Source organism: Lederbergia citrisecunda (assembly GCF_018343695.1).
Classification (GTDB): Bacteria; Bacillota; Bacilli; order Bacillales; family Bacillaceae_C; genus Lederbergia; species Lederbergia citrisecunda.
Map to the genome: position 1 here is coordinate 840,789 of NZ_JAGYPJ010000001.1, position 14,844 is coordinate 855,632.

The 14,844-nt window shown below is 36.5% G+C and carries 14 protein-coding genes and 1 pseudogene; all 15 read left to right on the forward strand.

Annotated elements, in window-relative coordinates; genetic code table 11:
- The first annotated feature begins 48 nt into the window (after nt 1–48).
- The 15 genes and pseudogenes from KHA93_RS04225 to ftsA all read left to right on the forward strand — a co-directional run bounded on the left by KHA93_RS04225 (nt 49) and on the right by ftsA (nt 14,837).
- Nucleotides 49–474, forward strand: coding sequence for an SRPBCC family protein (locus KHA93_RS04225; protein WP_213109582.1), 426 nt, complete (start codon nt 49–51; stop codon nt 472–474).
- Between the two features lie 71 nt (nt 475–545).
- Nucleotides 546–665, forward strand: a pseudogene (locus tag KHA93_RS04230) (DinB family protein); the annotation flags it as partial.
- Between the two features lie 319 nt (nt 666–984).
- Nucleotides 985–1,230 carry a hypothetical protein gene (locus tag KHA93_RS04235; RefSeq protein ID WP_213109583.1) on the forward strand — a complete coding sequence of 82 codons (246 nt, stop codon included), beginning with the start codon at nt 985–987 and terminating at the stop codon, nt 1,228–1,230.
- 554 nt (nt 1,231–1,784) lie between these two features.
- Nucleotides 1,785–3,698 carry a stage V sporulation protein D gene (locus KHA93_RS04240; RefSeq protein WP_213109584.1) on the forward strand — a complete coding sequence of 638 codons (1,914 nt, stop codon included), beginning with the start codon at nt 1,785–1,787 and terminating at the stop codon, nt 3,696–3,698.
- A 411-nt stretch (nt 3,699–4,109) separates the two neighbouring features.
- Nucleotides 4,110–5,561 (forward strand): UDP-N-acetylmuramoyl-L-alanyl-D-glutamate--2,6-diaminopimelate ligase, encoded by a 1,452-nt coding sequence (locus KHA93_RS04245; protein WP_213109585.1) that lies wholly within the window; start codon nt 4,110–4,112, stop codon nt 5,559–5,561.
- A 4-nt stretch (nt 5,562–5,565) separates the two neighbouring features.
- The gene (locus KHA93_RS04250) at nt 5,566–6,000 is read left to right on the forward strand and encodes a hypothetical protein (RefSeq protein ID WP_213109586.1); all 435 of its coding nucleotides are present in this window, start codon (nt 5,566–5,568) and stop codon (nt 5,998–6,000) included.
- The gene (gene mraY / locus KHA93_RS04255; RefSeq protein WP_213109587.1) at nt 5,997–6,971 is read left to right on the forward strand and encodes a phospho-N-acetylmuramoyl-pentapeptide-transferase; all 975 of its coding nucleotides are present in this window, start codon (nt 5,997–5,999) and stop codon (nt 6,969–6,971) included. Before KHA93_RS04250 ends, mraY begins: the two co-directional genes overlap by 4 nt.
- Nucleotide 6,972: 1 nt before the next feature.
- Nucleotides 6,973–8,334, forward strand: a complete 1,362-nt coding sequence (gene murD, locus KHA93_RS04260; protein WP_213109588.1) for a UDP-N-acetylmuramoyl-L-alanine--D-glutamate ligase — start codon at nt 6,973–6,975, stop codon at nt 8,332–8,334.
- A gap of 82 nt (nt 8,335–8,416) precedes the next feature.
- Entirely contained in the window at nt 8,417–9,517 is a 1,101-nt protein-coding gene (gene spoVE, locus KHA93_RS04265) for a stage V sporulation protein E (protein ID WP_213109589.1), read from the forward strand.
- 227 nt (nt 9,518–9,744) lie between these two features.
- Nucleotides 9,745–10,848: an undecaprenyldiphospho-muramoylpentapeptide beta-N-acetylglucosaminyltransferase gene (gene murG / locus KHA93_RS04270; protein ID WP_213109590.1), complete on the forward strand. Its 1,104-nt coding sequence runs from the start codon at nt 9,745–9,747 to the stop codon at nt 10,846–10,848.
- Nucleotides 10,849–10,876: 28 nt separating this feature from the next.
- The gene (locus tag KHA93_RS04275; protein WP_213109591.1) at nt 10,877–11,650 is read left to right on the forward strand and encodes a cell division protein FtsQ/DivIB; all 774 of its coding nucleotides are present in this window, start codon (nt 10,877–10,879) and stop codon (nt 11,648–11,650) included.
- A complete protein-coding gene (locus tag KHA93_RS04280) occupies nt 11,628–12,335 on the forward strand; it encodes a DUF881 domain-containing protein (RefSeq protein ID WP_349772258.1) in 708 nt (235 codons plus the stop codon). Before KHA93_RS04275 ends, KHA93_RS04280 begins: the two co-directional genes overlap by 23 nt.
- A complete protein-coding gene (locus tag KHA93_RS04285) occupies nt 12,335–13,060 on the forward strand; it encodes a DUF881 domain-containing protein (protein WP_213109593.1) in 726 nt (241 codons plus the stop codon). Before KHA93_RS04280 ends, KHA93_RS04285 begins: the two co-directional genes overlap by 1 nt.
- Before the next feature lies 1 nt (nt 13,061).
- Nucleotides 13,062–13,418: a small basic family protein gene (locus KHA93_RS04290; protein ID WP_213109594.1), complete on the forward strand. Its 357-nt coding sequence runs from the start codon at nt 13,062–13,064 to the stop codon at nt 13,416–13,418.
- A gap of 129 nt (nt 13,419–13,547) precedes the next feature.
- Nucleotides 13,548–14,837, forward strand: coding sequence for a cell division protein FtsA (gene ftsA, locus KHA93_RS04295; protein WP_213109595.1), 1,290 nt, complete (start codon nt 13,548–13,550; stop codon nt 14,835–14,837).
- Nucleotides 14,838–14,844: the final 7 nt, after the last annotated feature.

The window sequence follows — 14,844 nt, forward strand, 5'->3', positions numbered from 1 at the left end:
TATCAATCAAAAAAATAATAATAAGTAAGGAGGAGAAAGGAGAAAGGAATGGCTACTATTCGTAAAGAAATCGTAATTGAAGCAAATGCTGAACAAGTATGGGACGCAGTGAGTGATATCGGTGCTGTACATCAACGGTTTGTGCCGGGGTATACTTTGGATACCAAGTTAGATGGTGATTATAGAATTCTATTCTTTCCACATGGAGGCAAAATACGTGAACGGATTGTTTCGATTGATGATGAATCATATCGGCTCGCTTATGCGGTTATCGAAGGAAGTAGACCACCCTTAATTCATCATCATGCTTCTTTTCAAGTTTTTGCAGCGCATGATAACGAAAGTATACTCGTCTGGATAACTGATTTTCTACCAAAAAATACAGAACCTGAAATGAGAATCCGCATTGATCCAGCAGCCCAAATAATAAAGCAGACCGTAGAGAACGAAGTACAAAATAGTAAGCCTTTATAAAAAAGAAGAAATAATATTGAAAATTTGGAATGGGCATGCTATTTCAAGCTGTTTTCCTTCTGCTATTTTAACATCAGGCTCATCATCACGGACAATTGACAGTCCTTATGAGACAAGCTGCCTTGAAGGTTCCTGGCGTAGATGGTCCTAGCAAAGGAGAATGGAAAGCAATGAATGCTCAAAAGAGCTGATATCGTCAATGATGCCAAAAAGCAGGCGCCTGTCGGTTTTTTCTACTTCTGGAATTTATTTCATTGCTTAACTTAGTTTGTACACTGGATCCGTTTTTTATATTCATTGAAGAAAAATGATATTCAAGAATCGGCGCAATTCTTGTACAAGGAATTGTGTCTTTTTCAGTTATCCTGGTGAACTTAATAAGAAATCATTTTGTTTAGTAGGCCCAAAAGACGAATTTGACATAGATCAGCATCAATAAACCTTTTGTTTGTTACATAGTACCAATTAAAGAAATGGATACTAATTAGATAGCAAAAAGGAGTGATACTGATGGCTATGTGCCCTATATGTAATTCGTTTAAAGAATTAGAAATATATTGTCCAGAATGTAGTTCTCGATTAGAAGACTCAGGTAAGGTATCCGATTTTTTAGACCCTTACGGTCATTATAATGATGAAGAAACTGTAAAAATGGGTGATGGCTACCCCAATACAGCGAAAGATCAGATTTGTCCTCATTTAATGTACTGTAACAATTGTGGACATAATGAGGTGAAGTTCGTTCAAGAAGAATAGCTGGCCAAATGATTATCTCTATAATATCTAACAGTAAGTGAACAATTCGAAAACAATATGTAGTAGCTTTTTTCAATAAATGGGTGCTTTAATGAAATGACAGTTTTAAACGACTTTATTGTTTTATTTATTTCCCGTCCTAAGTTTAGAGTGGGATTATGTCTGTTTAAGGTTTTGAAATAATTAAACGTTATTGTTACAATAAAGGCTCTTCTAAGCTGTATGTTGGTTTTCGGTCCAAGAACGCTTTCCGCGAGCGGTACGGAATCCATTCGTCAAGCGTTTTCCCGCAATAGTTCCGTGCCTTCCGCTCCTATCAACGTAGTTAACATATACAACAGAATGTTAAGAAAGTCATATTATCAGAAAGAAAAAATGTTCAACTCAATACTTTCTAATAAATGTTTATCCTAAAGCTTCCAATTTGACAGTGATGATACTTTTTCTTACATTACCTGCAAGAAGTACACTACTTGCTCTTTTCTATATTTCGTTCTACTCCTCATGGACAAGGCATAAGCTTAAGCGAGCCGGAAAGTGAGGAGGTCCTTTTTTTGAAACGTGTTTCGACTGTTACAGTTAGAAAAAGACTGTCATTTATTCTAGCTGCTGGTTTGTTTATCTTTTTAATCATTGACGTTAGATTAGGGTATGTTCAATTTGGTATGAGTAGTGTTTTGACTGAGAGAGCAAGGGATTCATGGAGTCGAAATATTCCATTTGAACCGGAACGCGGAAAAATAGTTGATCGAAATGGAATACCCATTGCAAGCAATCAAAGTGCACCTACTGTTTTTGTTATCCCTAGACAGATAGAAGATGCTGCAGAAGCTGCAGAAAAACTAGCTGCAGCCTTAAATATGTCAAAAGAGAAGTTATATAAACAAATGGTGAAAAATTCTTCCATTGAAAGGATTCGAGAAGGAAGAAAAATTTCTTTTGAAAAAGCAATGGAAATTCGTGAGTTAAATATAAAAGGGGTCTATATTGCGGAAGATTCAAAACGCCACTATCCGTTTGGTAGTTATCTATCACACGTACTAGGCTTCACAGGAATTGATAACCAAGGGTTAATGGGTCTTGAACTATATTATGATAAAGAATTAAGTGGAAAGAAAGGATCAGTACAGTTTTTCTCGGACGCCAAAGGAAGAAGAATGCCTGATATGTCTGATGAATATGATCCTCCTGTTGATGGATACGATTTGAAGTTGACGATTGATACAAAAATTCAATCCATTGTTGAACGAGAACTTGATAATGCTGAGGCACTATATAATCCAGATGGGATCATTACCATAGCGATGGATCCAAAAACTGGAGAAATCTTAGCGATGTCGAGCAGACCGTCTTTTAACCCCGCTGATTTTAGGGAAGTTCCTCAAGAAGTATATAATCGCAACTTACCAATTTGGAGCACATATGAACCTGGATCTACCTTCAAAATTATTACACTTGCGGCGGCACTTGAAGAAGGAAAAGTGGATCTTGAGCATGATCATTTTCATGATCCGGGCTTCGCTAAGGTAGGGGGAGCAACATTAAAATGCTGGAAAAGGGGAGGACATGGTAGTCAATCGTTCCTTGAAGTGGTAGAAAACTCATGCAACCCTGGGTTTGTTGAGTTAGGAGAAAGACTTGGTAAGGAGAAGTTATTCAAATATATTCGTGATTTCGGATTTGGGCAAAAAACTGGAATCGACCTAGCTGGAGAAGGAACTGGAATTCTATTTAAAATGGATAAGGTAGGTCCGGTTGAACAAGCAACAACTGCCTTTGGTCAAGGGGTATCGGTTACTCCAATCCAACAGGTTGCCGCTGTAGCTGCTGCTGTAAATGGTGGCATTTTATACCAACCCTATATTGCCAAGGAATTAATAGATCCGAATACGGGGGGAGTTGTGATGCGGAAGACTCCTGTAGCTAAGCGAAGGGTTATCTCTGAATCCACGTCAAAGGAAGTCCGTCATGCTCTTGAAAGTGTTGTCGCTCAAGGAACCGGCGGGAACGCATTTATTGATTCTTATCGGGTAGGGGGAAAAACAGGAACCGCCCAAAAGGCAAAAGATGGACGGTATTTGGAAAATAATCATATCGTATCTTTTATTGGCTTTGCTCCTGCAGATGATCCGCAAATTGTTATATATACAGCTGTTGATAATCCGAAAGGTACCATTCAATTTGGAGGAACTGTAGCAGCACCGATCGTCGGTAAAATAATGGAAGATTCATTACGAGCATTGGGGGTCGAGCCAAGAAAAAATCAAATCGAAAAAGAAAAAAAATGGAATGATCCTGTCATGATAAGTGTTCCTGACTTAAAGGGAATGACAGTTAAAGAGATACAGCAACAAATGTACAACTTAAAGCTTAATGTTAGCGGTGAAGGGACAGAAGTTGTTCAGCAAGTACCGGAACCGGGTGTTAAAGTAGAAGAGGGTTCTGTCGTGCGAATATATATGAAATAGCTTACTAAGGCGGCATGAGAATCTCATAGCCGCCTATTTCTTGAATGAATTCATAAAAAGTTTCAAACGATGATAGCTTCATTTAAAATAATTTTGTAGAATAGAAAAGAATGCTTTAATTAAAGCAAACGGTCATCTCATTAGATTTAATAAGCATGACTAATCCCGCTTATCTTAGTCTAGCTTCGGGACATTTACTAGCAAACTTCTTTCCCTTTTCCCTATGATAAGTCAACATCGACTTGTCCATCGTCGTGTTCCTTTATCAAGGATTGGGCCAAATAAGTAAAGTTGACTAAGACAAACATGTCTTGAGGCGACGCTTCGAGGACATATATCCTATAGGCAGGTAGGTTTATCACAAGGTTTTTCTGCAATTCTTATGAGATACGTTGAAAGGACTGAATGAGAATGGAACTACATACACTTTTACAATCAATACCTTTTATACAGATGCCCGTTGATAATCCGGAAATTTCTAGTATTGAGAATAACCATAAAAAAGTAAAGCAAGGAAGTCTATTTATTTGTATCACTGGCCTTGTGTTTGATGGTCATACCTTTGCGAAGGAAGCAGTTGTTAATGGGGCTGCGGCCATACTCTCAGAGAGAACTCTCGATTTAGATGTACCGGTTATCGTTGTAAAAGATACAACACGGGCTATGGCAATTTTGGCAAATGCTTTTTACGGTCATCCAACTCAAAAATTACAATTAATTGGCATTACTGGAACAAATGGTAAGACAACGACAAGCCATTTAATTGAAGCCATATTCCGCGAAAATAAAAAAGTAACTGGATTAATTGGAACGATAAATATGAAAATTGGAGATCGGACAATCGAAACGAAAAATACTACTCCTGATAGTCTTGTCCTTCAATCCGTTTTTCATGATATGGTAAATGAGCAGGTTGATACAGCCATTATGGAAGTCTCGTCCCATGCTTTAGTACAAGGAAGAGTAAATGGTTGTGATTATGATGTTGCAATCTTTACAAACTTATCGCAAGATCATCTTGATTACCATCATACAATGGAGGAATATAGACTCGCGAAGAGCCTTTTATTTTCTAAGCTTGGAAACTCTTATTATGAAAATAAGAAATTTGCTGTATTAAATGCGGACGATGAAGCAACTAAAAAATTTATCGTTGAAACATCAGCTCATATTGTAACTTATGGCATTGAATCACCGTCGGATTTTATGGCAAGTAATATTATTCTTGAAAATAATGGCACTCGTTTTACATTACTCACACCAGATGGAAATAGGGACATCGCGATGAATCTAATGGGAAGGTTTAATATATACAATGTTCTTGCTTCTATTGCAGCTGCATACGTCTCTAATATTCCGTTGGATCTTATCGTTCATGCTATCGAAAAGGCAACTGGAGTACCAGGAAGATTTGAAACGGTGAACGGTGGGCAAGATTTCTCGGTTATCGTAGATTACGCCCATACACCAGACAGTTTGGAAAATGTTCTAAAGACCATTCAACAGTTCGCGAAAAAACGAATATTTGCAATTGTTGGCTGCGGTGGAGATAGAGATCCTTCCAAGCGCCCTTTGATGGCTGAAATTGCCTGCAAATACTCAACGGACCCCATTTTCACTTCAGATAATCCAAGGAGTGAAAATCCATTAGCAATATTAGACGACATGGAAAAAGGAGCGGTAGGAAACTATCAAATTATTCCGGACCGTACAGAGGCGATTACAACTGCTATTCAAACAGCAAGAAATGGTGATGTTGTATTAATCGCAGGAAAAGGTCATGAAACATATCAAATAATTGGAGATCAAGTATTTGATTTTGACGATCGTCTTGTCGCATTAAAAGCACTAAAGGAGCGATAAAAACATGCTCACGTATAGTGATGTAGTGAAGTTTAATCCTCATACTAGAGGAGTTAAAGTAAATACATTGGTATACAGAACTTTGACTTTTGACAGCTCTATACAGCAAGCGAAAGGGTTGTTTATTGGTTCAAAAAGAGATGGCAATTTACTAAGGGCAATAGGGAATGGGGCGATTTCGGTGATTTGGCCTAAAGACATCCCGCTCCCTGACTATACACCTAATGATTTTCCAGTTATATTTGTGGATGATTCAATAGAAGCAATGGTAAAGCTTGTCCACAAATATACAGAAAAAATGACTATGAAAAAACGTGGAGACGCAACAATCATGATAATTACAAAACAAGATTTACAAAATGATCGTATGTATGATGAAATATTTGGTTTACTTGATAAACATTTAGTATGCATGGAAATGGAGAATGAGGATAAATGATGGAAAAAGTTATTTTATTTGCACTTATCATGGCTTTTCTTATTACGGTTTTACTTTCTCCTATCTTTATCCCGTTTCTTAGAAGGCTAAAATTTGGTCAAAGTATTCGTATTGAAGGTCCTAAATCACATCAAAAAAAGAGCGGGACACCAACAATGGGCGGGATTTTAATCGTCTTGTCTGTTATTATTACCTCGCTCGTAATGACATGGAAATATTCTCAGCCTAGTTTAGAAATGTATTTGCTTTTATTCGTTTTACTTGGTTATGGCTTACTGGGCTTTTTAGATGATTTTATCAAAATCGCTCTCAAACGAAATCTAGGTTTAACATCAAAACAAAAACTACTAGGACAAATCGTAATCGCTGTTGTTTTTTATATTGTCCTTAAAATAAATGATTTCTCAACTGCTATTTCCATTCCATTTACTGATATTCAATTGGAATTAGGATGGATATACCCATTATTTATTATTTTCTGGCTAGTTGGGTTTTCCAATGCTGTCAATTTAACGGATGGACTTGACGGATTACTTTCAGGTACTGCAGCAATTGCTTTTGGTGCATTTGCTATTTTAGCTTGGAGCGGGTCACAATATGATATCTCTGTATTTGCAGTAACGGTCGTAGGAGCTGTTTTAGGCTTTCTTGTTTTTAATGCACATCCTGCAAAAGTTTTCATGGGAGATACTGGTTCTTTAGCTCTCGGGGGAGCTATAGCTGCAATTGCTATTTTAACTAAAATGGAATTAATTCTTATTATCATAGGTGGAGTTTTTGTTATTGAAACATTATCGGTTATTTTACAGGTTGCATCCTTTAAAACGACCGGGAAACGTATATTTAAAATGAGTCCCTTGCATCACCATTATGAACTTTCTGGATGGTCCGAATGGCGTGTAGTCGTAACCTTTTGGGCAGTGGGCCTCCTTTGTTCAGTTTTAGGAATTTATATTGAGGTGTGGATGTAACATGTTAAATGTAAATGATTACCATTATAAAAAAATACTCGTACTAGGACTTGCGAAAAGTGGAGTTGTAGCTGCATCACTTCTTCATCAATTAGGTGCTTTCGTAACAGTTAATGATTTTAAACCTTTTGAAGAGAATCCGGATGCTCAGGGGCTTTTGGAGCAAGGAATAAAAGTGGTTTGCGGTAGTCATCCTGTAGAATTGCTTGATGAGGGATTTGAATTAATCGTTAAAAACCCTGGAATTCCTTATTCTAATCCACTTGTACAAGGTGCAGTGGAGCTCGGAATTCCGATCTTGACAGAAGTTGAATTGGCTTATCAAATTTCAGAAGCAGATATTATTGGAATTACTGGAACAAATGGTAAAACAACTACAACTACGTTAATTTACGAAATGTTAGATAGAGCGAATCGCAATCCTTTAATCGCGGGGAATATTGGTACCGTTGCTTCAGAAGTTGCACAAAAAGCAACGCCGGATAATACGATGGTCGTTGAATTATCTTCTTTCCAATTAATGGGGATAAATTCATTTAGACCACATATTGCAATTGTTACCAACCTATATGAAGCTCATCTTGATTACCATAACAATTGGGAAGAATATGCCAATGCAAAAATGAATATTACTAAAAATCAACGTGAGACTGATTACGTTATTGTAAATGCTGATCAAAAAGAACTAATGGATTTGATTAGCTTTTCAAAAGCAAAAATAATCCCTTTTTCAACAAAGGAATTCATTCAAGAAGGTGCTTCAATCAGAAATGGCATGCTTACCTTTATGGGAGAAGATATTATGAGCTTGGATGAAATAGTTTTGCCTGGTGCCCATAATTTAGAAAATATATTATCAGCTACAGCAGCTGTAAAATTAATGAGTGTAGATAATGAGTCGATTCGCAAAGTTCTCACTACTTTTACTGGTGTAAAACATAGAACCCAATTTGTAGAAGAAATTAATGAAAGAAAATTTTATAATGATTCGAAGGCAACGAATATACTTGCGGCATCAAGCGCCTTAAAGGCATTTGACGATCCAGTCATTCTTTTGGCGGGTGGACTTGACCGCGGTAATTCGTTTGACGAATTAATTCCTTCATTAAAAGGAGTGAAAGCTCTCGTCTTATTTGGAGAAACAGCTAAAAAAATTGAACAAGCAGGTCTTGAGGCAGGAATAGAAACGATTCTACATGTCAACAATGTGGAGGATGCAGTACCTGCCGCTTATGAAATATCAAATGCAGGAGATGTTATTTTACTTTCCCCTGCATGTGCAAGTTGGGATCAATATAGAACATTTGAAGTTCGCGGTGATATTTTTATCGAGGCAGTGCATAAACTTAAAAAGAGCAGTTAATTTGGGGAACATGCAACTTGGACAAAACTTCTATAAATGCTCAAAATAACGCTCAAAAATTGAGTATGCAGAGGTGTTCAAATTGCCCGTAAAAAAAACAGCTCCTGATTTTATATTAATATTTGCGACTCTATTATTATTAGCGATCGGTCTTATCATGGTTTATAGTGCAAGTGCCATATGGGCTAATTATAAATTCGCCGATTCCTTTTTCTTCGCTAAACGCCAGCTGCTATTTGCTTGCCTTGGTTTTATGGCAATGTTTTTGGTTATGAATATCGATTATTGGGTTATTAAAAAGTGGGCCAAGCCTTTGCTCATCGTTTGTTTTGTTTTGTTAGTTGCTGTACTTATTCCAGGTATCGGAGTTGAACGGAATGGGTCTAGGAGCTGGATTGGTGTAGGGGCTTTTTCTATTCAGCCTTCTGAATTTATTAAACTGGCGATTATTGCTTTTTTAGCAAAGTTTTTATCTGAGCAACAGCGTTATATTACAACTTTAAAAAAAGGATTATTTCCTTCATTAGGATTGGTCTTCTTAGCATTTGGAATGATCATGCTACAGCCAGATTTAGGAACTGGAACAGTAATGGTTGGGACATGCATTATTATGATATTTATTGCAGGAGCCCGAATATTCCATTTTGTAATGCTTGGTTTTCTAGGACTTGCTGGATTTGTTGCACTTGTCATTTCAGCGCCATATAGAATAGCAAGAATCACTGCATTTCTAGATCCGTGGCAAGATCCGCAAAATACGGGCTTTCAAATCATTCAGTCTTTATATGCGATTGGTCCAGGTGGACTGTTTGGGCTAGGGCTCGGGGAAAGTAGACAGAAGTTTTTCTATCTGCCAGAGCCTCAAACAGATTTTATTTTCGCAATTTTAGCCGAGGAACTTGGATTTATTGGTGGAAGTCTTGTCCTATTTTTATTTTCACTTCTGCTTTGGAGGGGAATAAAAATAGCACTCGGTGCACCTGACCTTTTTGGTAGTTTTTTAGCAATAGGAATTATATCGATGATTGCTATACAAGTAATGATTAATATTGGTGTTGTTACAGGACTTATGCCTGTCACCGGAATTACTTTGCCTTTTCTTAGCTATGGAGGATCTTCACTGACATTAATGCTGATGGCAGTTGGCATTCTCCTGAATATAAGTCGATATTCAAAAATGTGATAATAAAGAACAGTAGCATCAAGGGGCCTTTCGAACTACTATTGATCATTTTTAACTAGTCTGAAAGTACTTAATTATAAAAATGTCTACAAACTGTAAGAACCTTAATGACAAGGTTCTTTTTTTTTCATTACAATTACGTTAAGAACACTTTTTTCTTGTGAAAAATATAGTAAGATAATAAATAGATTGATTGTAATTATGTAACTAGTGATAGAGGTGGCAAAATGAAGATCGTTGTGAGTGGCGGTGGAACTGGAGGACATATTTATCCTGCCCTAGCCTTAATTAAAACGATTCAACAACAAGATCCTAATGTTGAATTTTTATATATTGGAACAGAAAAAGGACTTGAAGCAAAAATAATTGGACGTGAAGATATTGCTTTTAAAGCAATAAATATAACTGGATTTCGGAGATCTTTATCATTTGATAATGTTAAAACTGTTTTCCGATTCATTAAAGGCGTTCTGGATAGTAAAAAAATATTAAAACAATTTAAACCCGATGTTGTCATAGGTACAGGAGGGTATGTTTGTGGACCCGTTGTTTATGCTGCGGCTAGAAGAAAAATTCCAACCGTCATACATGAGCAAAATAGTGTTCCGGGGTTGACCAATCGATTTTTAAGCCGATATGTAAATAGAGTAGCTATTTGTTTTGAAGAAGTTCGGCCTTTTTTCCCGTCCGACAAAGTAGTACTGACTGGGAATCCACGTGCTTCCGAAGTGTTAGATTCCAAATCTAATGGAATCTTACAATCTTTTGGGTTAAAGGAAAATATCAAAACTGCCCTTGTCGTAGGTGGAAGTAGAGGGGCCAGACCTATTAATGAGGCAGTTATTAAATCCCTTTCTCAACTATCTAATAAACCCTATCAAATTATTTATGTCACGGGTGAAGTGCATTTTGAGGAAGTTTCAAAGGAAGCAAATTTACTTGGGACAAATGATAATGTGGCAATTGTGCCATTTATCCACAATATGGAGGAGCTTCTTGCTTCCATAGATGTTGTCGTGGGGCGTGCAGGAGCAACATCACTTGCAGAAATAACAGCATTAGGGATTCCTTCAATATTAATACCAAGTCCTTATGTAACAAATAACCATCAAGTGAAAAATGCAACAGCGCTAGTAAATAAAGATGCCGCAGTCATGCTGGAAGAACGTGAATTATCCAGTCAAAGACTTATTGACGCTCTTGATGCCATCTTACTTGACGATTCTAGAAGAATTACAATGGGAGAAGCAGCAAAAAAACTTGGCATTCGGGACGCTTCAGAAAGATTGTTTTCCTTATTGCTAGACCTCGTAAGCAAAAGTCAAAAATAAATATAAAGTCGTAAAAGGGGTAGTGTTTATGCAAAAAGGGAAAGTTCTATCCCTTGAAGACAGGATTCCCAAAATTAAAGAACATCGTCGGCGAAAGGCGAATAGGCGTCTAATTTTTTTACTCACTCTTTTCTTTCTCCTAATCGCATGCGTTGTTTATATTCAATCGCCGCTTAGCCAAATTAATCAAATTGTTGTTTACGGTAATGATTTAGTTACAACAAAAGATATCTTGAGTGTCTCATCTCTGAAAAAAGGTGAAAACATTTGGAAAATAAATAAAGAACAGGCTAAGAAAAACCTTATGGCCATTCCAGAAGTGAAAAAAGCCGAAGTACGTATGGAATTTCCTAATAACATCGTCATTAATATAAAGGAATACTCTCCTATTGCACAAATTGTTTCCGAAAAAGAGTTCCTTCCTGTATTAGAAAATGGAACAATTCTTAATAAAAGTACATTACTAGCTGACGCACCTTTATTAATAAATTTTAAGACGGGAACTTATCTAGAGGAGCTAGTGGCGCAGTTAAAGGAGTTTCCTTCGGAAATATTAAACGCTGTATCGGAAATTCATTATGATCCGAAAGAAACGGACAAGTATCATATATATTTATTTATGAACGACGGCTTTGAAATAAGTGCTACCATTCCTACCCTTGCCGCTAAAATGATCCACTATCCTTCAATTGCCAGTCAATTAGATTCGAAGGTTAAAGGTGTCATCAATTTGGAAGTTGGTTCTTTTTTCAAAGCATACGATGAAGAGGAGGAGAAAAGTGAAGGGGAGGAAGAAAGGTAAGTATGTTGTCTTTTCCCTAGTCTTCTTAGTTTTTGGTTTCATCATCGCCTTCTCATACAGTCAAACAAGTAAAGAAGATGCCAACACGCTAAAAATTACGGATAGACAATACTTAATGGCAAATAATTTGCGAAAACAAATTATCCTTATACAGGATAAAAATAGAGAGCTGCAGAAAGACTTATATGATAAACAAGAAGAAGTTCGACAAAACGAAAAAGAATTATCCGAGGAAGCGGATATGTATTCTAGCTTGGCTGAAGAAACTGAAAAATACCGATTGTTTCTTGGAAAGGTGAAAGTTAAAGGTCCAGGAATTGAAGTCACTCTTGAAGACGGGGAATATAGACAGAGCGAAGATGCGAATAATTATATTGTTCATGAACATCATGTCTTTAAAGTAGTAAATGAATTGTATATTGCTGGTGCTACTTCCATTTCAATAAATGGTCAGAGACTGAACCATAATTCCTATATTGTATGTAATGGACCTGTCATCACTGTAGATGGTAATCCATATCCTGCACCATTTAAAATAACTGCTATAGGAGATACCAATACTCTTATTTCGGCTTTAAATATACCTGGTGGTGTTCGTGATCAAATTGTAAATGATAATATTATCTTTTCAATTGAAAAGAAAAAGCAAATTATTTTGGATCCTGTACTGGGAGAATCTTCATAATGGGGAATCATGCGAAATTATACATATCGATTATTACTTTTGTTATTGGTTTTATGATTGCAGTACAATTTCAGACGGTTCATGAACCTACTAAAAGAGATACAAGGGATATATGGGAGCTTAGAGAAACTCTATCAAATGAAATGAAGCTTCAATCTAAATTACTTGAAGAAATTAGAGTTAACGATAAGAGGATAAACGATTATGCATCTGAAATTGAGGGAAGTAAAGAGCAGGCATTAAAACAAACGTTGGATCAATTGAAAAAAGAATCCGGACTTACTGAAGTAGAGGGGCCGGGAATAGTCCTTACAATAGATTCTATTGATAAAGCGTTGCTTTTAGGACAAAGGGTTAATTCGGTTTCTCCAATGAATCTAAAACGTCTGATCAATGAATTGAATATGTATGGTGCGAAGGATATTTCAATAGATGGTGAGAGATTAATCAATACAACGGTCATAAGAGACATTAACGGAGAAACAAAAATCGGTACCCACTCACTTAAAACACTTCCCTTTTATATTCATATCATTACAGAAAATATGGAAGTAGCTGAAAAAATGTATAATAGAATGCAAGTTTCTTCAACGAAGGATGATTTTTTTATTGACAATTTAAAGGTTGAAATTTCAAAACCAAATAGAACGATCGTTGTTCCTGCCTATGTCGATCCGATAAAAATACATGGTATGACTCCAGTCGAAGAAAAAGGGGATGGCTAAAATGTGGCTTCCCATTGTTGGATTACTAATAGGGCTACTATTAGGTTTAATGACAGATGTAAAAATTCCAGAAGAATATGCAAACTATTTATCAATAGCCGTACTAGCTGCATTAGATACATTATTTGGGGGAATAAGAGCTTATTTGCAAAATATATATGATAACCGAGTATTTGTCTCTGGCTTTTTCTTTAATATAATACTTGCGGCAAGTTTAGCTTTTCTAGGAGTTCATCTTGGTGTAGACTTATATTTAGCTGCAGTTTTTGCATTCGGTGTTAGATTATTTCAAAATATAGCGGTAATTCGCAGAATTTTAATTAATAAATGGGCAAATACTAGAGAAAATTCTAAATAAATATTATTATTAAACAGGAAAATAAAATTAGATGACGAATAAATCTTAATAAGTATATTCAAGGATGGTCTGAATGAAAATTTTTTTCAATGAGATAAGGAAGAGCAAGGTAAAAGGAGGTGCCAGAGAATGAACAACAACGAAGTATATGTCAGCTTAGATATAGGTACGTCCACTGTTAAGGTTATTATTGGTGAAATGTCCAATCAATCGCTGAATATAATTGGAGTTGGTACTGCCAAATCGGAAGGGATTAGAAAAGGAGCGATCGTCGATATTGACGAAACCGTTCATTCTATTAAAAAGGCAGTGGAACAGGCTGAGAGAATGATTGGAATGCAAATTAGACAATGTATAGTTGGAATTGCGGGAAATCATATAGGACTTCAGCCATGTCATGGTGTAGTAGCTGTTTCTAGCGAAAATAGGGAAATAAGTGATGACGATGTTGCTAGAGTCATTGATGCATCAGAAGTAATGTCCATTCCACCAGATAGGGAAATTATTAACGTTATCCCATTACAATTTATTGTGGATGGCCTCGAAGAAATTACCGATCCAAGAGGAATGATCGGTGTTCGACTGGAAATGGAAGGCATCCTTATTACTGGTTCTAAAACCATCTTACATAATACCCTTCGCTGTGTTGAACGCGCTGGTCTTGAAATCGTTGATATTGTTCTCCAACCATTAGCCTCTGCTTCATGTGCCCTATCTAAAGATGAACAAAATTTAGGTACTGCTTTAATTGATATGGGCGGTGGTTCTACTACTTTAACTGTTTTCGAACAAGGACATATACTAGATACAGTTGTGATTCCTGTAGGTGGAGATCATATTACTAAGGACTTGTCGATTGGTCTTAGAACTGCAACTGAAGATGCTGAAAAAATCAAAATTAAATATGGACATGCTTTTTATGACCAAGCCTCTGAGGATGAGGTTTTCAGCGTACCGATTATTGGAAGTGACCAACATCAACAGTTTAATCAGGTCGAATTATCTGATATCATTGAAGCTAGAATGGAAGAAATATTCGAACTCATTCAAAAAGAATTGAGAAAAATGGGAGTTTCCGATTTACCGGGTGGTTTAGTTTTAACTGGTGGAGTTTCTAATATGCATGGAGTCATGGAATTAGCACAAGTTGTATTCCAAAATAGGGTCCGCGTCGCGATTCCAGATTACATCGGGGTTAGGGAGCCACAATATACAACAGCTATTGGACTAATAAAACATGCATATAAGAGTGCTAGATTGCAAGGAAGAAAAGTAAGTGCAGAACCGTATCAGTATTCTGATGAACTAAATGAGAAGCGCCTAGTTAAGGCGTCTTCACAAAATCAAAGAAGAGAGAAACATCCTGAAGAAAAAATCTCTACAAAAGTAAAAAAATTTTTTGGATCCTTTTTCGAGTAAGGCATCC

Excerpts from the sequence above, each read along its gene's own strand:
- KHA93_RS04285 (WP_213109593.1), top strand. The coding sequence starts at position 12,335 with ATGGGGAATCATGCGAAATTATACATATCGATTATTACTTTTGTTATT.
- KHA93_RS04275 (WP_213109591.1), top strand. The coding sequence starts at position 10,877 with ATGCAAAAAGGGAAAGTTCTATCCCTTGAAGACAGGATTCCCAAAATT.
- mraY (WP_213109587.1), top strand. The coding sequence starts at position 5,997 with ATGATGGAAAAAGTTATTTTATTTGCACTTATCATGGCTTTTCTTATT.
- KHA93_RS04290 (WP_213109594.1), top strand. The coding sequence starts at position 13,062 with ATGTGGCTTCCCATTGTTGGATTACTAATAGGGCTACTATTAGGTTTA.
- KHA93_RS04225 (WP_213109582.1), top strand. The coding sequence starts at position 49 with ATGGCTACTATTCGTAAAGAAATCGTAATTGAAGCAAATGCTGAACAA.
- KHA93_RS04250 (WP_213109586.1), top strand. The coding sequence starts at position 5,566 with ATGCTCACGTATAGTGATGTAGTGAAGTTTAATCCTCATACTAGAGGA.
- KHA93_RS04245 (WP_213109585.1), top strand. The coding sequence starts at position 4,110 with ATGGAACTACATACACTTTTACAATCAATACCTTTTATACAGATGCCC.
- murD (WP_213109588.1), top strand. The coding sequence starts at position 6,973 with ATGTTAAATGTAAATGATTACCATTATAAAAAAATACTCGTACTAGGA.
- murG (WP_213109590.1), top strand. The coding sequence starts at position 9,745 with ATGAAGATCGTTGTGAGTGGCGGTGGAACTGGAGGACATATTTATCCT.
- KHA93_RS04235 (WP_213109583.1), top strand. The coding sequence starts at position 985 with ATGGCTATGTGCCCTATATGTAATTCGTTTAAAGAATTAGAAATATAT.
- ftsA (WP_213109595.1), top strand. The coding sequence starts at position 13,548 with ATGAACAACAACGAAGTATATGTCAGCTTAGATATAGGTACGTCCACT.